Annotated in this window: 21 protein-coding genes and 1 tRNA gene; 12 read left to right on the top strand and 10 right to left on the bottom strand. The window is 72.7% G+C overall.

Annotated elements, in window-relative coordinates:
* The first annotated feature begins 112 nt into the window (after positions 1-112).
* Positions 113-2,479 carry an arylsulfatase gene (locus LGQ04_RS01475; protein ID WP_229241696.1) on the top strand — a complete coding sequence of 789 codons (2,367 nt, stop codon included), beginning with the start codon at positions 113-115 and terminating at the stop codon, positions 2,477-2,479.
* A gap of 59 nt (positions 2,480-2,538) precedes the next feature.
* Here the strand turns inward: LGQ04_RS01475 and LGQ04_RS01470 are convergent, their stop codons facing one another.
* Complete coding sequence (locus tag LGQ04_RS01470; protein WP_229241695.1) at positions 2,539-4,068, bottom strand: DEAD/DEAH box helicase; 1,530 nt, start codon at positions 4,066-4,068, stop codon at positions 2,539-2,541.
* A gap of 289 nt (positions 4,069-4,357) precedes the next feature.
* Between LGQ04_RS01470 and LGQ04_RS01465 the strand changes: the two genes are divergently transcribed.
* Positions 4,358-5,089, top strand: coding sequence for a M50 family metallopeptidase (locus tag LGQ04_RS01465; RefSeq protein ID WP_372469877.1), 732 nt, complete (start codon positions 4,358-4,360; stop codon positions 5,087-5,089).
* Between the two features lie 25 nt (positions 5,090-5,114).
* Here LGQ04_RS01465 and LGQ04_RS01460 read toward each other — a convergent pair whose 3' ends face one another.
* On the bottom strand, positions 5,115-5,639 hold the full coding sequence (locus tag LGQ04_RS01460; protein ID WP_229241693.1) for a hypothetical protein: 525 nt from the start codon (positions 5,637-5,639) through the stop codon (positions 5,115-5,117).
* A 187-nt stretch (positions 5,640-5,826) separates the two neighbouring features.
* Positions 5,827-6,108, bottom strand: coding sequence for a HesB/IscA family protein (locus LGQ04_RS01455; protein WP_229241692.1), 282 nt, complete (start codon positions 6,106-6,108; stop codon positions 5,827-5,829).
* A gap of 315 nt (positions 6,109-6,423) precedes the next feature.
* Between LGQ04_RS01455 and LGQ04_RS01450 the strand changes: the two genes are divergently transcribed.
* The 5 genes from LGQ04_RS01450 (at position 6,424) to LGQ04_RS01430 (ending at position 10,975) form a co-directional block, all read left to right on the top strand.
* A tRNA-Lys gene (locus LGQ04_RS01450) sits at positions 6,424-6,496 on the top strand.
* Between the two features lie 210 nt (positions 6,497-6,706).
* Positions 6,707-7,402 (top strand): hypothetical protein, encoded by a 696-nt coding sequence (locus LGQ04_RS01445; RefSeq protein ID WP_229241691.1) that lies wholly within the window; start codon positions 6,707-6,709, stop codon positions 7,400-7,402.
* A gap of 1,030 nt (positions 7,403-8,432) precedes the next feature.
* The gene (locus tag LGQ04_RS01440; RefSeq protein ID WP_229241690.1) at positions 8,433-8,870 is read left to right on the top strand and encodes a hypothetical protein; all 438 of its coding nucleotides are present in this window, start codon (positions 8,433-8,435) and stop codon (positions 8,868-8,870) included.
* 13 nt (positions 8,871-8,883) lie between these two features.
* The gene (locus LGQ04_RS01435; protein ID WP_229241689.1) at positions 8,884-9,780 is read left to right on the top strand and encodes a hypothetical protein; all 897 of its coding nucleotides are present in this window, start codon (positions 8,884-8,886) and stop codon (positions 9,778-9,780) included.
* 670 nt (positions 9,781-10,450) lie between these two features.
* Positions 10,451-10,975, top strand: coding sequence for a helix-turn-helix domain-containing protein (locus LGQ04_RS01430; protein WP_229241688.1), 525 nt, complete (start codon positions 10,451-10,453; stop codon positions 10,973-10,975).
* 424 nt (positions 10,976-11,399) lie between these two features.
* Here LGQ04_RS01430 and LGQ04_RS01425 read toward each other — a convergent pair whose 3' ends face one another.
* From LGQ04_RS01425 to LGQ04_RS01415, 3 genes are all read right to left on the bottom strand, one after another.
* Complete coding sequence (locus LGQ04_RS01425; RefSeq protein WP_229241687.1) at positions 11,400-12,230, bottom strand: GAF domain-containing protein; 831 nt, start codon at positions 12,228-12,230, stop codon at positions 11,400-11,402.
* Between the two features lie 153 nt (positions 12,231-12,383).
* Positions 12,384-12,725 carry an STAS domain-containing protein gene (locus tag LGQ04_RS01420; protein ID WP_229241686.1) on the bottom strand — a complete coding sequence of 114 codons (342 nt, stop codon included), beginning with the start codon at positions 12,723-12,725 and terminating at the stop codon, positions 12,384-12,386.
* A gap of 171 nt (positions 12,726-12,896) precedes the next feature.
* Positions 12,897-13,124 carry a three-helix bundle dimerization domain-containing protein gene (locus LGQ04_RS01415; protein ID WP_229241685.1) on the bottom strand — a complete coding sequence of 76 codons (228 nt, stop codon included), beginning with the start codon at positions 13,122-13,124 and terminating at the stop codon, positions 12,897-12,899.
* A gap of 143 nt (positions 13,125-13,267) precedes the next feature.
* On the opposite strand from LGQ04_RS01415, the gene LGQ04_RS01410 reads away from it, so the two are divergent.
* Positions 13,268-13,561: a DUF4287 domain-containing protein gene (locus LGQ04_RS01410; RefSeq protein ID WP_229241684.1), complete on the top strand. Its 294-nt coding sequence runs from the start codon at positions 13,268-13,270 to the stop codon at positions 13,559-13,561.
* A gap of 52 nt (positions 13,562-13,613) precedes the next feature.
* A complete protein-coding gene (gene rlmC, locus LGQ04_RS01405; protein WP_229241683.1) occupies positions 13,614-14,768 on the top strand; it encodes a 23S rRNA (uracil(747)-C(5))-methyltransferase RlmC in 1,155 nt (384 codons plus the stop codon).
* A gap of 48 nt (positions 14,769-14,816) precedes the next feature.
* On the opposite strand, the gene LGQ04_RS01400 is transcribed toward rlmC, so the two are convergent.
* The gene (locus LGQ04_RS01400) at positions 14,817-15,440 is read right to left on the bottom strand and encodes a DinB family protein (protein WP_229241682.1); all 624 of its coding nucleotides are present in this window, start codon (positions 15,438-15,440) and stop codon (positions 14,817-14,819) included.
* A gap of 48 nt (positions 15,441-15,488) precedes the next feature.
* Between LGQ04_RS01400 and LGQ04_RS01395 the strand changes: the two genes are divergently transcribed.
* Positions 15,489-16,040 carry a pyridoxamine 5'-phosphate oxidase family protein gene (locus tag LGQ04_RS01395; protein WP_229241681.1) on the top strand — a complete coding sequence of 184 codons (552 nt, stop codon included), beginning with the start codon at positions 15,489-15,491 and terminating at the stop codon, positions 16,038-16,040.
* A 54-nt stretch (positions 16,041-16,094) separates the two neighbouring features.
* Here LGQ04_RS01395 and LGQ04_RS01390 read toward each other — a convergent pair whose 3' ends face one another.
* Entirely contained in the window at positions 16,095-16,688 is a 594-nt protein-coding gene (locus LGQ04_RS01390; RefSeq protein ID WP_229241680.1) for an ASCH domain-containing protein, read from the bottom strand.
* A gap of 97 nt (positions 16,689-16,785) precedes the next feature.
* Complete coding sequence (locus LGQ04_RS01385; protein WP_229241679.1) at positions 16,786-18,384, bottom strand: SAM-dependent methyltransferase; 1,599 nt, start codon at positions 18,382-18,384, stop codon at positions 16,786-16,788.
* A gap of 96 nt (positions 18,385-18,480) precedes the next feature.
* On the opposite strand from LGQ04_RS01385, the gene LGQ04_RS01380 reads away from it, so the two are divergent.
* Entirely contained in the window at positions 18,481-18,663 is a 183-nt protein-coding gene (locus LGQ04_RS01380) for a hypothetical protein (RefSeq protein ID WP_229241678.1), read from the top strand.
* A 37-nt stretch (positions 18,664-18,700) separates the two neighbouring features.
* Here the strand turns inward: LGQ04_RS01380 and LGQ04_RS01375 are convergent, their stop codons facing one another.
* Positions 18,701-19,237 (bottom strand): hypothetical protein, encoded by a 537-nt coding sequence (locus tag LGQ04_RS01375; RefSeq protein ID WP_229241677.1) that lies wholly within the window; start codon positions 19,235-19,237, stop codon positions 18,701-18,703.
* 154 nt (positions 19,238-19,391) lie between these two features.
* Between LGQ04_RS01375 and LGQ04_RS01370 the strand changes: the two genes are divergently transcribed.
* Complete coding sequence (locus tag LGQ04_RS01370) at positions 19,392-20,384, top strand: 1-phosphofructokinase family hexose kinase (protein WP_229241676.1); 993 nt, start codon at positions 19,392-19,394, stop codon at positions 20,382-20,384.

Below are 20,384 nucleotides of genomic sequence, written 5' to 3'. Positions count from 1 at the left end.
CCGAGGTCCCGGTCGCCGCACCCCTTACGCCGTGATACAGATCACAGTGATGTGCCGACCGTGACCCGACGCGAACGCGGCCCGCCGGCCGCGACCGGCCCCAGGAGGCTCGATGCGCCCCGACACCCACGCCCGCGCCATGCTCCCGATCCCCGACCGCACGCCGCCCGGTCTCACCACGTACGACGCACGGGACCCCGACACGGCGTACCCCCCGATCGAGCCGCTGCTGCCGCCCGAGGGCGCGCCGAACGTCGTCGTGATCCTGCTCGACGACGTGGGATTCGGTGCGTCGAGCGCGTTCGGCGGTCCGTGCCGCACCCCCACGGCGGAGCGCCTCGCTGCCGGCGGGCTGCGCTTCAACCGCTTCCACACGACGGCGCTGTGCGCCCCGACGCGGCAGGCGCTGCTCACCGGCCGCAACCACCACTCGGTGGGCATGGGCAGCATCACCGAGACCGCGACGTCGGCCCCGGGGAACAGCTCGCTGCGCCCCAACACCAAGGCGCCCCTGGCGCTCACGCTGAAGCTCAACGGCTACTCGACCGCCCAGTTCGGCAAGTGCCACGAGGTGCCCGTGTGGCAGACGTCGCCCATGGGACCGTTCGACGCGTGGCCGTCCGGCGGGGGCGGGTTCGAGACGTTCTACGGCTTCATCGGCGGGGAGAACAACCAGTGGGACCCGGCCCTGTACGAGGGGACGACCCCCGTCGAGCCGCCCGCGACGCCGGAAGAGGGCTACCACCTCACCGAGGACCTGGTCGACCACGCGACGGCGTGGGTGCGCCAGCAGAAGGCCCTCATGCCGGACAAGCCCTTCTTCGTCTACCTCGCCCCCGGCGCGACGCACGCGCCGCACCACGTGCCCGCGGAAGGGGTCGAGAAGTACCGCGGGGCGTTCGACGACGGCTGGGACGTCCAGCGCGAGCGGACGTTCGCCCGGCAGAAGGAGCTCGGGGTCGTGCCGGAGGACGCCGAGCTCACCGCCCGTCACGACGAGATCCCCGCGTGGGACGACATGCCCGACGATCTCAAGCCCGTGCTCGCGCGCCAGATGGAGGTGTACGCGGCGTTCCTCGAGCACACCGACCACCACGTCGGGCGGTTCGTCGACACGCTCGACGAGCTCGGCGTCCTCGACGACACGCTCGTGTACTACATCGTCGGGGACAACGGGGCGTCGGCCGAGGGCACGGTCAACGGCGCGTTCAACGAGATGGCGAACTTCAACGGCATGGCCGCCCTGGAGACGCCGGAGTTCATGCGGTCGAAGATGGACGACTTCGGCTCGCCCGCGTCGTACAACCACTACGCGGTCGGCTGGGCGTGGGCCATGAACTCGCCCCTGCAGTGGACGAAGCAGGTCGCGTCGCACTGGGGCGGGACGCGCAACGGGACGGTGGTGCACTGGCCGCGGCGCATCGCGGAGCGCGGGGGGCTGCGGTCGCAGTTCACCCACGTCGTCGACATCGCGCCGACCGTGCTGGAGGCGGCAGGCATCCCCGAGCCGACCATGGTCAACGGCGTGCTGCAGTCGCCCATGGAGGGCACGTCGATGCTCTACGCGTTCGAGGACGCCACGAGCCCCGAGCGGCACGACCTGCAGTACTTCGAGATGTTCGGCAACCGCGGGATCTACCACAAGGGGTGGAGCGCGGTGACGAAGCACCGCACGCCCTGGATCCTCGTGGGCGGCGACCTCGTGCCGTTCGACGAGGACGTGTGGGAGCTCTACGACGGGTCGTCGGACTTCAGCCAGGCGCACGACCTCGCGGCGGAGCAGCCCGAGCGGCTGCGCGCGCTGCAACGCCTGTGGCTCATCGAGGCGACGAAGTACGGCGTGCTGCCCATGGACGACCGCACGGCGGAGCGCGTCGAGCCGTCCATGGCCGGGCGCCCCACCCTGCTGCGGGGCACGCGGCAGGTGTTCTACCCCGGCATGGGGCGGCTGTCGGAGAACAGCGTCCTCAGCGTGAAGAACCGGTCGTTCTCGGTGACGGCGCAGGTCGACGCACCCGACGCCGGGCTGGCAGGGGTGCTGCTCGCGCAGGGCGGCCGGTTCGGCGGCTGGAGCCTGTACGTGCACGAGGGGCGCCTGACGTTCCTGTACAACGTGCTCGGCATCCACCACTTCGCCGTCCGTGCGGACGTCCCCGTGCCCGCGGGCAGCCACCAGCTCCGGGCCGAGCTCGCGTACGACGGCGGCGGGCTGGGCAAGGGCGGTGACGTCACCCTGTTCCACGACGGCGAGCAGGTCGGCGCGGGGAGGGTCGACGCGACCCAGCCGATGATCTTCTCCGCCGACGAGACGACGGACGTCGGCTACGAGTCGGGCACGTGCGTCTCGCCGGACTACACGTCCCGCACGAGCCGCTTCACGGGTCGCCTGCACTGGGTGCAGCTCGACGTGGGCGGCGACTCGCACGACCACCTCGTCGACCCGGAGACGGTCCTGCGGATCGCGATGGCGAAGCAGTGAGTCGGGGGGGGGGGGGGCCTCGGGCCGCCCCGACTCACGGGTGCTGTGCGCGCGGAAGGTCAGCGCGGCGTGGACGTCGAGTAGACCGTGCCGCCCGCGGGGCGCTGGGCGCGACCGCGGCCGCCCCGACGACGCCCGGTGGACTGGCCGGCCCCGGACGCGGCGGCGCCGGCGCCCTGGTTCCCGCGGCCACCCTGGGCGCTCCGACCGCCGCCGGACGGGCGCTGACCGCCCTGGCCGCGCTGCGTCGTCGTGCCGGAACCCTGGGCGCCGCCCTGCGCGGCGCGGCCGCCACCCTGGCCGCCGCCCTGACCAGCACCCTGGCCACCACGGCCGCGACGCGACGCGCGCGAGCCGCCGTTGGACGACGCCGTCCCGCGCTTGGCCTGCGTCTGGGGCGGGGTGATGTCGGCGGGGCGCACGTACTCGGCGACCTCGCCGACGAGCCCGGTGATCGTCGCGTCGCCCGGCGCGACGGGCGTCGGCTGGGCGGTGATCTTCGCCTTGCGGGTCAGGTCGCGCACGTCGCCGCGCTGCTCGGGGAGCATGACGGTGACGACGACGCCCTCGGACCCGGCGCGGGCGGTGCGGCCCGAGCGGTGCAGGTAGGCCTTGTGCTCGGCGGGCGGGTCGACGTGCACGACGAGCTCGACCTCGTCGACGTGGATGCCGCGCGCCGCGATGTCGGTCGCGACGAGCACCTTCACGCTGCCCGACGAGAACGCCTCGAGGTTGCGCTCGCGCGCGCCCTGGCCGAGGTTGCCGTGCAGGTCGACGGCGGGGACGCCGGCGGCGGTGAGCTGCTTGGCGAGCTTCTTCGCCTGGTGCTTGGTCCGCATGAACAGGACGCGACGGCCGGTGCCGGACGCGAGCTCCTGCACGACCTGCTTCTTCGCCTCCGCGTCACGCACCGCGAGGATGTGGTGCGTCATCTGCGGGGGCGCGGCCGCGGCGTCGTCCACGGAGTGCCGCACCGGGTTGGACAGGTAGCGCTTGACGAGCTGGTCCACGCCGTTGTCGAGCGTGGCGGAGAACAGCATGCGCTGCCCCTGCTTCGGCGTCTTGTCCATGATGCGCTTCACGCCGGGCAGGAAGCCGAGGTCGGCCATGTGGTCCGCCTCGTCGAGCACGGTGATCTCGACGCCGTCGAGCGTGAGGAGCCGCTGGTTGAGCAGGTCCTCCAGGCGACCGGGGCACGCGATGACGATGTCCACGCCCTTGTCGAGCGCCGCGACCTGGCGGGACTGCGCGACGCCGCCGAAGATCGTCGTCGTCGTCAGGCCGAGGGCCTTCGCGACGGGCTCCATGGTGGCGTTGATCTGGTTGGCGAGCTCGCGCGTCGGGCACAGCACGAGCGCACGGGGCCGGCGCGGGTGGCGCGACGACTTCGCCCACGACAGGCGCGAGACCGTCGGGAGGGAGAACGCGAGCGTCTTGCCCGAGCCGGTGCGGCCGCGGCCGAGGACGTCACGACCCTTCAGCGAGTCGGGCAGCGTGGCGGTCTGGATGGGGAACGGGGAGTCGATGCCCTGGCGCGAGAGCTCGCGCACGACAGGGGTGGGCAGGCCGAAATCGGCAAAGGAAGTCACAGGTGAAAAGGCCTCTCGGGGCTGGGGGTCGGGGTCCGCCGCACGCAATCCGGGGGGATCTCCACGACGCGGGGCGCGCAGTCGGCGCTGCCCTCAGGGGACCAGTCTCTCATGCCCGACGCCGCCCGGCCCGGATCGTGGCGGGCGTCACGCCACCCCGCTCCCGCCGAGCACGAGGTTGGTGCCGTTCTGAGCCTCATTTTGGCAGCAGCCTCGTGGTCGACGGCGAGAAGGACCGTTCTCGCGCGACCGCACCTCACGTCCGGCCGGCTGTGGTGGAATGTCGCGCGTGGACTGGGGAGCGGTGACCGACGTCGTCGGGCAGATCTGGGACGCGGCGGTCACACCCGTCGCGCCCCCGGAACCTGCGGTGGTGCTCGCGACGGGAGCCCTCGCCCTGGCCGTCGTGCTCGTCACGCCCGTGTGGCGCGTCGCCCGGCACGCCGTGACCATCGCGCACGAGGGCGCCCACGCCCTCGCCGCCGTCCTCACCGGACGCCGCCTCACCGGGATCCGCCTGCACTCCGACACGTCCGGCCTCACCGTCTCGCGCGGCCGCCCCCGCGGCGTCGGCATGGTCGTCACCGCGTTCATGGGGTACGTCGGCCCCGGGCTGGTCGGGCTGGGCGCCGCCGCGCTGCTGCGTCAGGGCTACGCCGTCGGGCTGCTGTGGCTCCTCGTGCTGCTGCTCGCCCTCATGCTCGTGCAGATCCGCAACTGGTTCGGGCTGTGGTCCGTCCTCGTGAGCGGCGCCGCGCTCGTCGGCGTGTCCTGGTGGGCGACGCCGCCCGTCCAGAGCGCCGTCGCGTACACCGTCACGTGGTTCCTGCTGCTCGGCGCCGTGCGCCCCGTGCTCGAGCTCCAGGCCCAGCGGTCCCGCGGCCAGGCACGACGCTCCGACGCCGACATGCTCGCCGCGCTCACCCGCACTCCCGGCATCCTCTGGGTCGGGGTGTTCCTCCTCGTCACCCTCGGCAGCGCCGTGCTCGGGGGCTGGTGGATCGTCGGCCCCGCGCCCTGACGCCCCTGCCCGCCGCGCCGCGGCGTCACTCGGCGCGCTGGCCGAGCACGCGCACGTGGAGGTCGTCCCGCACGTCCGGCGCGGTGACCTCGACGTGCACGACGACGCCCGCGTCCGTGCGCAGGCACGCCTCCAGCCCGTCGCCGAGCAGGGCCACGGGCACGGCACGGGCCGACGCGCCGGCCTGCTCCCCCACGCCCCCGCCGGTCGACCCGGCGCTCTGCGCGAGGACCTCGTCGCACGTGTCGGGCTCGGTCCCCTCGACCAGCGCCGTCCCGACCGGGAGCGTCAGCCGCTCTCCGTCCCACGCCAGCTCCACCTCCTGGGAGGCCAGCACGACCGTCTCGCCGTCGAGGTCGACCTCGTCGCCCGGGCCCAGGGTCACCGACCCGTCCCGGACCGTCGGCGGGTCGTCGTGCGCGGCGCGCGCACCGCTCGTCACCGGGTCGTCCTCCGCGGGGAGCCGTGCCGGGGCGCACGCCCCGACCAGCGCCGCGACCCCCGCGGCGCACAGGACCGCGGCCGTCGTGCTCGTCGTCCTCGACGTCATCGTCTTCCCTCCCGGTCGCCGGTCGGCGACCCCACGTGACCGGGCTCCCGGCCACGGGAAGGAGGGAGTACCGCAGGCCCGTCCCTGATACGCGCAGCACGACGGGCCGCCCGCGTCAGCGGACGGCCCGTCATGGGGTTCGAGGACGCACCCGGAGGAGGTGGGTGCGCCGTCGACAGCTGGTGCGTCAGCCCTGAGGAGTCAGGACGAACGACGGACCCTGAGCGTTCGGGTCCGTGTCGAGGGTGAGGTTCGACAGCGTCTGGACGGTCTGGGCCTCCACGAAGACCTTCGCCTCGCCGTTCTCGACGACCTCGTCGTCGGGCTGCGGGGCGGGAACGAGCGCGAGCTCGAAGCTGCCGGCCTGGTCCGTCGACTCGGCGATCCGCAGACCGCCTCCCTCGGGGACACCGGCCTGCGTGGTGAGGTCCTGGACAGCGGTACGTGCGTTGTCGGTCAGGGTAAGCACGAGAGCTCCTCTCGTCGCCGGGCGGGGCTACGGGACACGTCGAGCGGCACGCACCTGGAGTGGTGCGACCAGCCGTCGGTGCACCCTCCCGCGGGCCCCTCGGTCTCTACCAACCAAGCAAGAACGCCGGGGGCTCGCAAGCGAATCGCCCCGATCTCACCGAACTTCTCACGGAGCAAGACCCCACCTGACAGGTCGGCCGACCCCGCGTACGGTACGCGCCCGCGCGAGCCGACGGCGCCCGCAGGACGCTCCCGTCCCGCGTACCCTGTGCGTGTCGACGTCCCGGCGCACCCGCGCGCAGACGGACGTCACGGGCCTCTAGCTCAACTGGCAGAGCTGCGGACTTTTAATCCGTAGGTTCCGGGTTCGAACCCCGGGGGGCCCACCCTCTGACCTGGGAAAACACCCCAGCGGACGAACGCACGTTCGAACTCGCTGGGCAGTTGTTGGGCACAGGGTTTGCCGCCGCACCGTCGCCGCGGCCCTCGCCCTGGCCACACCGGCGCTGCTCGCCGGGTCCGCCGCGAGCGCCGACCCGGCCCACGAGCCGGAGCGCTTCGCCGCCTACTCCCCCGCGACGCCGGGCACGTCGTGCGTGCCCGACGAGGCGCTGGGCACGCACGACGCGATCGCCTGGGCGGAGATCGAGCGTCTCGGGAAGGCCGGCCTGCCGGTGTGCGACGTCGACTGGCAGCTCGTGCCCGATCGGGACGAGTGGTGGTGGTGGGGCTGGGCCGCGCCGAGCCGCGGCGAGGGCGACCTGCCGACGGTGTGGATCGTGCACGACGTCGCGGCCTACGCCGAGGACGGCGAGGACCACGTCGACGGCGACCTGCTCGAGCAGCACGTGCGCACCACCGTCAGGCACGAGCTCGGGCACGCCCTGACCTACATGCTCGGCCTCGACGAGATCTCCCTCGAGCGCCTGTTCGTCGCGGACCTCGAGGTGACGCACCCCGGGACGAGGCCGTGGCACGAGGCGTCGGCCGAGGCGCTGGCGCTCGCCCTGACCCCCGACGACGAGCAGCGGACCGTCTTCTACGACGAGGACGTGCCCGCCCAGAACTCGACCGTGGCAGTGCTCGTGCTCAACGCGGTCACCACAACGCACAACCCCTATATGCAGGACGGCCCCGGACGATGCTGCCCCGGCGCCGTCCGGGCCGCCGTCCGCCCGATCTCAACCAACCGCGCGCTGTTCGCCGATCACGTCGAGGCCGCCGCCCTCGCACCACCGCGTCGAGCATGTCCGCAACCGTCCCCGTCCTCGCCAGGCTGCTCGTCGTGCTAGTCGCCGTCGCGGCCGCGAGCTTCACGCTGTCCTTCATGGGACTGTCCGCCGCTGCGCCCTGGGCGTCGATCCCGCCTACTTCGCATGGCGTGCCCCGGTCGCGCTCAAGGTTGCCATGCTCGCCTTCGTCGCCGTCGCGTTCATCCGCACCCACCGCGGCGAACGTGCCCGTCTCCCTGGACGCTCGTGTGGGCCCTGACCACGGTCTCGTCCGCACGGAACGCGCTGCACGCCTGGGGCGCTGGCGACCAGAGCTGGCAGGGCGCCGTAGAGGCGGGCCTCACGGGCATGCCCCCGTTCATGACGCTCGCCGCCGCGCACGTCGTCGCGCACGTCGCGTTCGCTCCTCGTCCGGACATCGCAGGCAAGGCAGACACCGAACAGACGTCCGCGAGCGCCGGACGGGCGGACGGCCGGACGGGCGACGAGCAGGACGCCGGACAGGACACGTCGCACGCCGGACACCCCGCCCGCGGACAGTGTCCGGGTCGCCGCTGAGACGACGGACAGCCCGACGGCGGACACGACGGACGTCCGGACGGAGGCCGGCGTCGCGCCCGAGCGGACGGACGTCCGCGCGCGGACGCGTCGCCGAGCACCGCGCGGACATCATCCGCCCGCACGGACGACCACCCAGTCCGGACGCGCCATCGCCGCCGAGCTCAGTCTGGACAAGTCCGCGGTGTGCGCGATCGTGCGCGCCGTGCGGACGCAGACGAGCCCTGGGGGGACCGACCGCCGGGTGAACTTCGCCGGTAGCCCTGTGATCGGCGCCGCGGCATCCGTAGGGTCGCTAGCATGACGCGGCGCCAGGGGGCCGCGGCCGCAGCATGGCCGCGCTCCTCGTCGCCGTGCTCGGAGCGTCGGTGTGGGCGGTCGGCTCGTCGATGGTCGCCGAGACCCGGCCCGCCTACTAGGCGTACAGGGCGACTACGCCGGGTACGAGCTGCGTCCCGGACGCCCCGGCCGGGGTCGTCGACCCGATCGCGTGGGAAGAGATCCGCCGACTGGGCGAGGCCGGACTTCCGGTGTGTGCGATGTCGAGTGGCCGTTCGTCCCGTCCTCCGACGACTGGGCCTACTGGGGCACGGTGATGGAGGCAGCGCCCGAGTGGGGCAACCGCCCGAAGGTATGGATCGCGAACGACGTCGCCGCCTACGCGACGGGCGGCGACGCCAGCGTCGACTACGAGCTGCTCGAGCAACACATCCAGACGACTGTGAGGCACGAGCTCGGACACATCCTGAACCAACTTCTCGACCTCGACGACGCGTACCTCAAGGCAGTGTTCGGCGCTCAGTTCGACTACACCGAGCCAGATACAAACCTCGGCTACGAGACCTCCGCGGAGGCGATCGCCGTCGCGCTCACGCCGCCCGCTGAGAGCAGGACCTGGTTCTACGAGGAGGACGTCACCGCGGCAACGTCGAGCAGGCGCGGCGGCTCCTCGCCGCGTTCACCGATCTAGGAGAGGATCCGACGTGACGACCTTCGAGCCTTACGACGCTGCGATCTCGATCGAGAGGTCATTGCGACAACTCCTTGATCATGCCTACCGGCGCGCCTTCGGGCCCGACTGGTACGACGAGCTCTCGAACACCAAGATCCGGGACAACGCGCGGAAGTCGCGTGCGGCGTTCGAGGCCGTCGCCGACGACGAAGCGCGCGTCGCCGGGGCCACGAGCGAGCTCGACTTCACCCGCCTGGAAGACCTCGTGATCATGGCGAGGAAGGAGTGGACACCGCTCGAGGAGGCGCTGGGCGACGAGCGTGACATCGACCCGCTGCTCCGTCGAGTCATCGAGTACCGGAACGACGTCATGCATGGGCGCGGCCTCCCGGCGTCGGCGCGCGACATCTTGTCCGGCGTGGCCGTCGAACTACAGAACAGGATCGGTAGGTACATGAGCGAGCAGCATCCGACCGGCACCTTTTACCCGCGCGTCGCCGCCGCTTCCGACTCCCGCGGCCGCGTCGCCACCGCCGAGAAGCTCTCGTCGTGGGCGAGCCGCAGGGTTGTCTACGTCGACGTCGACGTCCTCGTCGGACTGGGCGAGCGCGTGGAGATCGAGGCCACGTTCGTGGACCCGCACGACCGCGAGCTCGAGGTTATCGCGATGCCCGACCTCTCATCTGGGTTCCAGCAGCACCTTGACCGCGGCGAGACGATCGCCCACCACGAGTCGATCCCCTCCGGGGGTACCGTCCGCGTTGCCTACACCTTCACCGAAGTCCGGCACCAGTACGTGACGATCTCCGCGCGAGTCCGCGGCGTCGAGCACCACCAGCACGGTCGCGACGGCGCCGACGTCCACGTGTCCTTCCCGTTCGAGGTGCTTCCGCCAGCACCTGAGGGCGTCAACGACTCCGACGAGTGAGGTCCCCAGCGCCCATCCAGACCCCGATGCCCGCCCACCGGTGGTCGTCGCGCGGGCGCTGGACGAGCGCGGGGGGGCCGTCCACGCGTAGGCGTAGGTGTCGATCCGCTCCTCACCATCGAGCTCGCAGACTATCCGCGCGCGACACCGCGCCCACCCCGTGCGCTGCGCACGGAGCAGTGGTATGGATGCGCGTTGACGATGCGCTGCACCAAGTGGCCGTTCGCGTCCATCGTCCTACTCACTCACGCCCCCAGCGTGCGCGCGCTCGAACACCTTTCGAACTCTCCGAACCGATCTCGCTCCCTGGCTTGCTAGTTAGCAACGTGCGGCAGGGTTGTTCTCTTGTCAGAAAGACGGAAGGAGGAGACCATGGACAAGGACCTCAAGGAGATCCTCGCGGCGATCGAGGCAGCCGGGTACAAGTTGCAGATCAACCGCAAGGGTCACCCCGAGGTCTACACCCGGGACGGGGAGAAGGTCGCGACCTTATCGGGCACCCCGAGCGACCGGCGCAGCGTACTGAACGCGCTCGCCCGCTCAAGCGCCGCGGGTTCCGCTGTCCGCCCAGGCGGTAGCGGACAGGGCCCGGGAGCTGAAGAAAGCACCTCCCGGGCCCAGGACTCCATCCTCCCCCACCAGCACACCGCACGACCAGGAGGCGCCACCCGTGACGGAGTACAACGCCCGTATCGAGTGGCGCACCCGAACCACCGACGACGACCCCCGCGTCGACGAGCTCGTCGGCGCGCTCATCGACTATCGTCCCGCCGTCTCCCGCAGCGAGCGCGGGTGGATCAACGCCGACATCACTCTGCCCGCCGAGAACCTGCGCCAGGCACTGAGCACCGCCCTCGCGATCGCCACAACTGCAGGCACCACCGTGCTCGCCGACGCCGAGCCCCTCGTCCTCGAGGTCATGCCCACAACCGAGTTCGACCAGCGCAACGGCATCGCCCCCGTGCCTGGGCTCGTCTCCGTCACCGACGCCGCCGCCCAGCTCGGCATCAGCCGTCAGGCCGTCCTGCAGCGCCTCAAGTCCGGCTCCCTCGCCGGCTCCAAGGTCGGCAAGACCTGGGTCGTCCAGGCCGCATCCGTCGCCGCAGCCGACCCCGAGCGCCTCGCCGCGGACCTCGCACGCGACCGCGCCGTCCAGTTCACCGCCAGCCCCGAGATCGACAAGACGCGCATCTAGACCTCGTGGGCACGACGAAGGGCCCCACCTCGCCGGAGCGGGGCGGGGCCCGTCGTCGTGCTCTACTGCGCGCTGGCAGTGGTGCGAACTGACGAAGGCGACCACGCAGTTGTGGGGAGCCCTCAACCACTAGGACGCGTGAATCGCCCTGTTCGATGTCCGCTGACGTGCAAGCCGCAACTCGCGTTCCCGACGCTTCTCAGCCTCGCGTCGCGCACGGTCGCGAGCCTCGCGGAAGTAGCTGTCGGGATCCTGAATGATGCGTTGCGCCCTGTCATCGGGTCGAGTTACGCGAAATGCCATCAACCCTCCCTCGGTGTCTACAGACAGCGAAAGCCCCGCAGGTGCGGGGCGGTGCTGACTGGTGTTGACAGCATGAAGTATACCGATGCGGTATGCAAGGTCCGGGACCCTGACGTGTTGGTCACGTCGTGTCCTGGAGTCGCTTGCCGATGGCCAGGATCGTGGCGACGACTCTGACGAAGTCTCCGTGGCCCTCCTTCAGCGCGCCCTTGTACGGCGAGTCCACGGTGACCATGCCGTAGACGACGCCGTCCGCGCGACACGGTACGGAGAGGTAAGCCTTGTAGCTGCGCGGGAGCTTGCCCGCCATGCCGGGCGGAGGATGTTTGCGGACGTTGTCACAGAATTCGACGCGGTCTTCCTTGAGCTGCGCGAGCACGTGGTCGCCCTCGGGCGTCCCCTCCACGAACTCGTAGCGAGAGCGCGGCGCGCGGCCCGAGCTACCCCCTCGAAGACGCAGCCGCGCCTTCCCGTCATCAGTGGCCGCGCCATCCATGAGGTCGTAGTAGTTCACCCGCGCGCGACGGACGTTCAGGACGTGGATGATCGAGTTAAGCGCCTGCTTTCGCAGGCTGCCGAACGCCTCCTTGCGCTGGTCCGGATCGGATGAGGTGAGCTCGGCCAACGAGTCGACAAGCGGGTCCAGCGCGTCGTTGAAGGACATCTCCGTCTCGGCCCGCGCGTCGATGTCGTCGGCCTTGCGCTTCCTCTCGGCCGCGTCGTTGCGCATCTTCAGCACGAGAGTCAGCAACCCGGAAGCGGCGGCGAGGCCGATCTGAAGAGCTCGCGTGACTTGTTCGCCCTTCTCCGTCTCCGCCGCGCCCGCCTGGACACCGCACCACGTGGACACGCCGATGAGGGCGATGGCGAGCGTCGGGAGGATCCACGTCGTCCACCCGAAGTAGGGCAGGCGCTTGCGTACCCTTCGCAGCACCTTCCTCGACCCACTCACAGGTGCGAGGATACGTGCAGCTGTCACACAACCTGCACAGTTGTGCCGGGTGAGATAGGCGTCGACGCCCATCCCGCGTGATGACGCCAGGCCGCGGGCGTGCGATTCAACGGACGGTGATGTCGCCCGCCGCGCAGGAGGGGTTGCCACCAGTCAGGACGCGCGGCCCCCGTCGGCGGGGTGGGCGCTGCGCCCGGTGCCGGGCGGGTCGGGGACGGGGCGTGTCACGTGGTCGACCATCGACGTCGCGCCGGACATCTCGAGCAGGTCGTGGACCTGCTGGGGCGCGTTGACGAGGCGGGGCCGGGACGCGGCGGTGACCTTCATGAGCAGGAGGTGGAGGCCGGAGGAGTCCATGAACGTGACGCGGGACAGGTCGACGGTCTTGGGGAACCCGTCGATCGTCGCGGCGAGCGCTCGCTTGACGCGGTGCGTCACGGAGAAGTCGATCTCACCCGTCATCACCCACCGGGAACCGCCGTCCTCGATCGTCACGTCGCCTGCCTGGTCCGCACCCACCGTGCTCCTGCTCCTCTCCGTCGGCGGGCACGACGGTACGCGCGAAAGCGCCCGTCCGCCCAACGGGGGCCGGTGGGCGCGCTGGTTCGCGACAGGCAGGCGCCGGGACCGCCGCCGGGCAGGAGACGCGCCGGTGGCAGGTGACGCTCAGGCAGGCTCGTCGGTGGTGGCGACGGGGGTCGGGTCGAGGGAGGAGCGCAAGGTGTCCATGACGGCGTTCTCGACGAGCACGGGCACGAAGTCGCGCACGTGCGCGTCGTCGAACCGGTCGAGCTCGGCCAGGACCTGCTCGCGCACCTCGTCGGTGGGGAGCTGGGGGAAGCGGTCGGCGATGCGCTGCACCACGACGTCGATCTCGCGGGACTCGTCGGTCATGCGCGGAGCGTCGCACCCTTTGGTGGCGACCGGTGGAACTCCGGGTGAACACCGGCGGGCGGCGTGACGGTCCGATGAGTTCTGCCGGTCCGGCAGGTCGACGCCTTGGACCGGGCACGGGGCCCGGCACGAGAGGAGCACCCATGTCGTTCCAGGCGTACCTCGACGCGGTCGAGGACAGGACGGGGCTCACGCCGCGCGAGCTGGTGGAGAAGGCGCACGAGCGCGGGTTCGACGCGTCGACGAAGGCGGGGCCGATCCTCGAGTGGCTCAAGGACGACTACGGTCTGGGCCGCGGTCACGGCATGGCGATGGTGCACGTCATCACGAAGGGCCCGCAGATCGGCTCGACGCACGTCGGCACGCAGGGCAGCCACCGCGACGAGACGGACACCCTCTGGCTCGACGGGAAGGCGACGAGGCCCGCCCCCGCCTGAGGGCGGGCCGCGCGGGGCGGACCGGGCGCCGTCGGCCCGTAGACTCGAACGAGTGCAGTGCCACCACTTCGACGCCTGGCGGTGCCGCTCGTGCACCCTGCTCGACCAGGCGTACGCCGTCCAGCTCGCGGGCAAGGTGGGGCACTGCGCCGACCTGCTCGACCCGGTCGCGCCCGGGCTGCGGTGGCTCGACCCGGTGACGTCGCCGGAGGCCGGGTTCCGCAACAAGGCGAAGATGGTCGTCACGGGCACCGTCGACGCGCCGGTGCTCGGCATCCTCTCTGACGACGGCGGCGTCGACCTCACCGACTGCCCGCTCTACCCCGCGGCGCTGCGGGACGCGTTCGGTCCGCTCGCGGCGCTCGTCACGCGCGCCCGCCTCGTCCCCTACGACGTCCGCGCCCGCCGCGGCGAGCTCAAGTACGTCCTCGTCACCCTGTCGCCCGACGGCGACCTCATGGCCCGGTTCGTCCTGCGCTCGACCGAGTCCCTGCCGCGGTTGCGCAAGCACCTGCCGACGCTGCTCGACGACCTCCCCGCGCTGCGTGTCGTGTCCGCGAACATCCACCCCGAGCACAAGGCCGTCGTCGAGGGCGACACGGAGGTCCTGCTCACGGAGGCCGAGACGCTGCGCATGAGCGTCAACGGCCTCGACCTGCACCTGCGCCCGCAGAGCTTCTTCCAGACGAACACCGACGTCGCCGCCGCGCTCTACCGGCAGGGCCGCGCCTGGGTGGACGACGCCGCACCCTCCTCGGTCTGGGACCTCTACTGCGGCGTGGGCGGGTTCGCGCTGCACGTCGCGGGCGGCGGTCGCGACGTCGTGGGGGTCGAGACGAGCGCCGAGGCGGTCGCGAGCGCGCGCCTCACCGCGCACGACGCCGGCCTCGCCGGCACGACGTTCCGCGCCGACGACGCCACCGCTTTCGCCCTCGCCCAGCCGCCGACGGCGCACCCCGACCTCGTCGTCGTGAACCCGCCGCGGCGCGGCATCGGCGAGACGCTGAGCCGCTGGCTGGAGGACTCGGACGTCGGCCACGTCGTCTACTCGAGCTGCAACGCGACGTCTCTCGCGCGCGACCTCGCCCTCATGCCGTCGCTGCGCCCCGTCGAGGCGCGCGTCCTCGACATGTTCCCCCACACCGCGCACTACGAGGTCGCCGTCCTCCTCACCCGGACCACCGACCGGCCCACCCCGGCGAGGTAGGACCCTGGTCCTGCGAGGGAGAACCGTGGTCGCCGATGTGGCGTCCGGTCAGCCCTGCCCGACGCCGCGTCGCCCGGCCTCGAGCGCGGCCTCCTCGACGCGCTGCCGGTAGGCCGACCACTCGTCGTCGGTCAGGTCGGGGAGGTTGCGGCCGTCCCCCGCCGACCCGTCGATCAGCTCGCGGACGATGTCCGCGTGGCCCGCGTGGCGGGCCATCTCGTCGAGCACGTGGACGAGGACCTCGTGCAGCGTGACGACGTTGCGCCCCGGCGGCCACCACGGCACCTCGCCGCGCGCGTCGAGGTCCAGACCGGCCACGGTCGCGTCGCAGAGCTCGGACGACCGCCGGAAGAACGCGACGACGTCCTCGCTCGACTCGTCGGCCGTCGCCCACATGTCGGCGTTGACCTCCGCGTCGTCGTCGAACCACGGCATCGCGAGGTCGTGCGTGCCGCCGAACGCCTCGCACAGGTACCCCAGCTGCACGCTCGCCACGTGCTTGAGCAGCCCGAGCAGGCTCGTGCCCGTGCGCGTCAGGGGACGGTGCGCGTCGTACTCGCCGAGGCCGTCGGCCTTGGCGAGCAGCGCCTCGCGCTCGCGCGCGAGGTACCGCAGCAGGGTGGCCTTGGGGTCCGCGGGCGCCGTCGCCCCGCTCGTCGTCGAGTCGCTCATCACCCGGACGCTACTCCCGAGCCACCGCCGGCATGCCAGACTTTTCGCATGGCCACCGTCCACGCGGAGATCACCGAGAGGATCGCGTCGTTCGTCGTCGCCCAGCCGGTGTTCTTCGTCGGGACGGCTCCGCTGGCCGCCGACGGGCACGTCAACGTCTCTCCCAAGGGCATGGCCGGGACGTTCGCCGTCCTCGACCCGCACCGGGTCGCGTACCTCGACTACACCGGGTCCGGGGCCGAGACGGCCGCGCACCTGCGCGAGAACGGGCGCGTCGTCCTCATGTTCTGCGCGTTCGACGGACCACCGAACATCGTGCGGCTCCACGGCACGGGCCGCTACGTCGAGGCGGGCACCGCGGAGTTCGACGCGCTGCGTCCGGCGTTCGCGAAGCCGCGCGAGATCGGCCAGCGCGGGGTCGTCGTGGTGGACGTCGACCGTGTCTCCGACTCGTGCGGGTTCTCCGTGCCCCGCATGGGCTTCGTCGAGGACCGCGACGTGCTCGACCGGGCGCAGGAGCGCCGATCGCCCGAGTACTTCGAGACGTACTGGCGCGACCGCAACGCCCAGAGCCTCGACGGCCTGCCCGCGATCGGTTGACACCTGTCAGCACCCCACCGGTCCCCCGACCCGTGGAGCGCTGACAACAGGCCGTCAGCCGACGGTCGTCGCCGCCAGGTACGCCGCGCCGCGCGGCGAGATCCGGTAGCCGACGTCGAGGCTCTCCGTCAGTCCCAGCTCCTTGAGCCGTCGCACCCGCACCTTGAACGGGTCGCGCTCCATCCCGATCCCCGCGGCCAGCTCGCGCGCGACGACACCCGGGTTCCCGGCGACCAGCTCGAGGTACGCGCGCGTCCACGGCGCGTCGGCCGCGCGGTCCATGCGCCCGAGCCGCACCCGGATCGCCTCCACCGCGGCAGGGTCGAGGTCGGCGTCGGCACGCAGCGCGACGCGCGGGTCCTCGCCCGCGAACCGCAGCCCCACCCGGTACAGGTCGCCCTCCCGGGCGGCTCCCCGCGCGAGCACCCGCTCGGGCGACGCCATCCCGGCGAGGTGCGCGTCGTCGTCGGACACGAGCGGGACGCCGTCGGGGCCGACCGGCACGCGGTCGACCGACGTCACCTCGACCACCCCGATGCGGGTGCGCTGGCGCGTCCCGACCCGCACGCGCGGCGTCGTCCAGCGCCGGAAGGCGAGCGTCACCGTCCCGTCCTGGATGCCGCGGAGCGTCCGCGCGTCGAGCAGCACGTCTCCACGATCCCAGCCCGACGGCGTCCGTCAACCGCGCGACCGGGGTACTCCCTCGCGCGACCAGCGTTCTACCTCGGCGGGACGGGTGCTGCCGTCAGGCGAGCTCGGGGCGGCGGGCGACGGTGAGGACGTGGGTGTCGGGCCAGTCGACGGGCTCGCCCGTGACGGCGTCGTGCAGCGCGGCGACGGGCGCGAAGGAGTGCTCGACGAGCCACGCGTTGCGCCACGCGCCGCTGCCCGGCTCCAGGACGAAGCCGGCGTCCTCCAGGAGGGTGGCCCACCCCGCCCCGGTGAGGTCGCAGAACCGTTCGTGGGCCTCGGACAGCCAGTTGTCGACGTAGTCCTTGCGCGTCATGAACTCCATCGCCTCGCGCAGCGTGAGGCGCCACCGCCCGCCGCCGAGCGCCGCGGGCGCGAAGAGCGCGCCGGAGGACCGGGGGAAGTCGTGCGCGAACTGCGCCATGCGCGCGTCGGTCGACAGCGCGCCGACGTACGCGGCGACGTCCTCGCGGGCGAGCGAGCCGAGATCCGTGCGCGCCCCGTGCGGCCCGTCGCCCTGCGCACCCAGGCCGTCGTCCGTGCGCAGCGTGAGCACGACGGCGCGGGCCGGCTCCGCGGGCCCGCACACGTCCGAGTTGACCCACACGCCGCCGGGCCGCGTGTGGTCGTGCACGCGTCGCGCGAACGTCTCGACGTCGCGCACACCGTCGCCGTACGACGACACCTCGTGCGTGAGCGCGATCGTCAGCGTGGTGTCCACCGACGCGGCGGGCATGACGGACCGGGCGAGGATGTTCGCCTGGACGAACCACACGTTGGGGTTCGCGAAGACGCCCTGCGCCTTCTTGTGCTCCGCCTCGGCGACGAGGTGGCGGGCGACGTCGACGCCGAACAGGTCGGACTCGTGCAGGCGCGGCTCGCGCGCGGCGTGCTCGAGGAGGCCGCCCGTCGCGCAGCCGATGTCGACGACGCGCCCGGGGCGCACGTGCGGCGCGACCTGCGCCCACTTGCGCGCTGACGCCTCCTCGAACGCGGCGGCGTACGTGCGGTAGTCGCGCGTCGTCGTGAGGTCGCCGTCGCCGGACACGACGGGGTCGGCGAAGATCTCGCGCACCTGCTCGACGAGGCCGTAGCGGGCGTAGAACTCGGGGACGGCGGGGTGCGCGAGGTCGTGCCAGCGCGCGTCGCCGGCGGCGAGGAGCTCGACGGCGTCCCACGGCCGGGGCGCGGCGTCGGCGCCGTCGGCCACGTCGAGCTCGACACCCACGACCCGGAACCCGAGGTCCTGGTACGCGGCGACCACGGCGGGCGTGGAGCACGCCACGACCGTGTCGTCCGGGGTCGGGGCGCGGCCGGTCTGCGTGGCGACGCTCGTCACCACGAGCGCGGCGAACCGGGGGTGGGGCGCGACGTCGGGCACCGGCACGACGACGCCCGGCAACCCTTCGCGGACCGCGACGTTCTCGATCAGCGCCTCGCGCCGGTGGCCCGGCAGGGGGTTGCGCCGGGTGCCGGAGTGGTTCGCGGACGTGACCGCCCAGACCACCTCGACGTCGGGCGCGCACCGGACACGGTGCCCGTCGAGGTCGTGGACGAGGCCGGCGCGCAGCGCACGCAGGTAGTCGACCTGGAAACGGGTGACGAGGTGGTGCCGGCCGGGGAACAGGACGCGGCGGACGAGGGTGTCGGGCACGGGCACACCGTGGCGTGCCGGGGCCCCGCGGCGCAAGCCGCGACGGCACGACGGCCCGCTGTGCGGCGACCGAGAGCCCGTGGAAGGGTGGTCGCGATGCTGTGGATCGCCGTGGGCGCGTTGCTCGTCGTGTCAGGCGTCGCGGTCACCGCGACGGCCGTCCGGAGCACGCCTCGCGACCGCTCGACCGGCGCCAACGGACTGGCGATCGCGTGCGGGGCGGGCCTCGCGGTGTGGGGTGCGGTCGCCCTCGGGGTCGCGCTCGTCGTCCGGTCCTGAGCGGCGCCCGGCCGCCCTGAGCCGCACGGAGCCGCGCTCAGGCGTCCGACGGCTCCCCGGTGCCCGTCCCGTCCGTCGTACCGCACAGCTCGCGGTAGGCGGTCAGCCCCGCGTGCGCGGACGCGACGTCCAGGTCGACCGACTCCTCGGTCGCCGTGTCGAGGTTCTCCTGGAGCTGGAGGAAGGGGACGCGCACCTGGTCGACGGCGTCCGTGAACTCCTCCGGCACGCGCACCGAGAGCGAGCCCAGCTCGATGCCGACGGCCGTCATCGCCTGGACGCTCTCGGTGTCGGCTCCCTCGCTCACGTCCACGAGGGCGGCGACGACGCGCCGTTCCAACGGCTCGTCGCCGTCGACGTACATCGCGGCGCACGCCTGCTGCGCGCTGAGGGGCGCGTCGGGGTCCGCGGGCTCCGTCGTCGGGGCGGTCGTGGTCGTGGCCGACGGCGCGGGGTCGTCCGGGTCGTCGGACGTGCCGGTGCAGGCGCCGAGCAGGGCGGCGCAGAGCACGCCGACGACGACGGCGGGTCCCGCCGCGCGGGCGCGCCGGGTCACGGCGGGTCGCTGGGTCATGGTCAGCATGAAACCACCCGCACCCGCCGGACGGGAAAACCCGGGGCGTCACCGACCGGCCGGACCGGCTCGCCGGGTGGCTCGACGGTCGGCTCGGCACCCCGGACGCGCCGCTCGCCGGGTGAGGACCCGCCCGGCACCCTAGCCTCGACGGATGGACGCGACCGTACCGGCCTCCGGGCCCACGCCGGCCGGTTCCGCGGCGCCCGGGGCCGAGGGGCGCACGCCGACGGTGTGCGTCCTCGCCCTGACGCCGCTGCTGACGATCGAGATCGAGCCGTCGGGCCCGCACGAGACGTCGCCCGAGGTGCACGTGCACCCCGGCGGCCAGGGCCTGTGGCTCGGGCGCATGGCGTACTCGCTCGGGGCGCGCGTCGTCGTCTGCGGCCCGTTCGGGGGCGAGACGGGCCAGGTCGCGGCCCACCTGGCCCGCGCGGAGAACCTGGAGCTGCGCACCGTGGCGACGGGCGGCAACGGCGCGTTCGTCCACGACCGCCGCTCGGGCGAGCGCACGGAGGTCGTGACGATGGACCCGTACCCCCTCAACCGGCACGAGGTCGACGACCTCTACAGCACCGTCCTCGTCAGCGCCCTCGACGCCGCGGTGACCATCCTCACCGGGTCCGAGACGGCGGTCGGCGTGCCCGCGTCGTTCTTCGGACGCCTCGCGCGCGACCTCGACGCCTCCGACCGGCAGGTCGTCGCGGACCTCTCCGGCGACCAGGCCCGTGCGCTCGCGGGAGCCCCCGGCGTGGTGCTCAAGATGAGCCACGAGGAGCTCGTCGAGGGCGGCTTCAGCGACGACGACACGGAGGCGTCGCTGCTCGCGGCCGCCCGGGGGATGGTCGACGCCGGGGTGCGGGCCCTCGTCGTCTCGCGTGCCCAGGACCCCACGCTGCTCGTGACGCGCGAGCACACCTACCGCGTGACGACGCCGCGCGTGACGACCGTGGACCACCGTGGCGCGGGCGACTCGATGACCGCCGGCATCGCCGTGGGGCTGGGGCGCGGGCTCGCGCTGCCCGACGCCGTGCGTCTCGGTGCCGCGGCGGGCGCCCTCAACGTCACGCGCCGCGGCCTCGGCACGGGCCGCCGCGACCAGATCGAACGGTTCGCGCACCGCGTCACGGTGCGCGAGGCCCGCTGA

Origin of the sequence: Cellulosimicrobium marinum, from assembly GCF_020551945.1 — a bacterium.
Lineage (GTDB): Bacteria > Actinomycetota > Actinomycetes > Actinomycetales > Cellulomonadaceae > Cellulosimicrobium > Cellulosimicrobium marinum.
Note: the sequence above shows the minus strand (reverse complement) of the source record. Positions and strands in the feature narration are given on the sequence as shown.

Excerpts from the sequence above, each read along its gene's own strand:
- LGQ04_RS01475 (WP_229241696.1), top strand. The coding sequence starts at position 113 with ATGCGCCCCGACACCCACGCCCGCGCCATGCTCCCGATCCCCGACCGC.
- LGQ04_RS01415 (WP_229241685.1), bottom strand. The coding sequence starts at position 13,124 with ATGACCGACGAGTCCCGCGAGATCGACGTCGTGGTGCAGCGCATCGCC.
- LGQ04_RS01395 (WP_229241681.1), top strand. The coding sequence starts at position 15,489 with ATGGCCACCGTCCACGCGGAGATCACCGAGAGGATCGCGTCGTTCGTC.
- LGQ04_RS01370 (WP_229241676.1), top strand. The coding sequence starts at position 19,392 with ATGGACGCGACCGTACCGGCCTCCGGGCCCACGCCGGCCGGTTCCGCG.
- LGQ04_RS01410 (WP_229241684.1), top strand. The coding sequence starts at position 13,268 with ATGTCGTTCCAGGCGTACCTCGACGCGGTCGAGGACAGGACGGGGCTC.
- LGQ04_RS01375 (WP_229241677.1), bottom strand. The coding sequence starts at position 19,237 with ATGACCCAGCGACCCGCCGTGACCCGGCGCGCCCGCGCGGCGGGACCC.
- LGQ04_RS01400 (WP_229241682.1), bottom strand. The coding sequence starts at position 15,440 with ATGAGCGACTCGACGACGAGCGGGGCGACGGCGCCCGCGGACCCCAAG.
- LGQ04_RS01460 (WP_229241693.1), bottom strand. The coding sequence starts at position 5,639 with ATGACGTCGAGGACGACGAGCACGACGGCCGCGGTCCTGTGCGCCGCG.
- LGQ04_RS01380 (WP_229241678.1), top strand. The coding sequence starts at position 18,481 with ATGCTGTGGATCGCCGTGGGCGCGTTGCTCGTCGTGTCAGGCGTCGCG.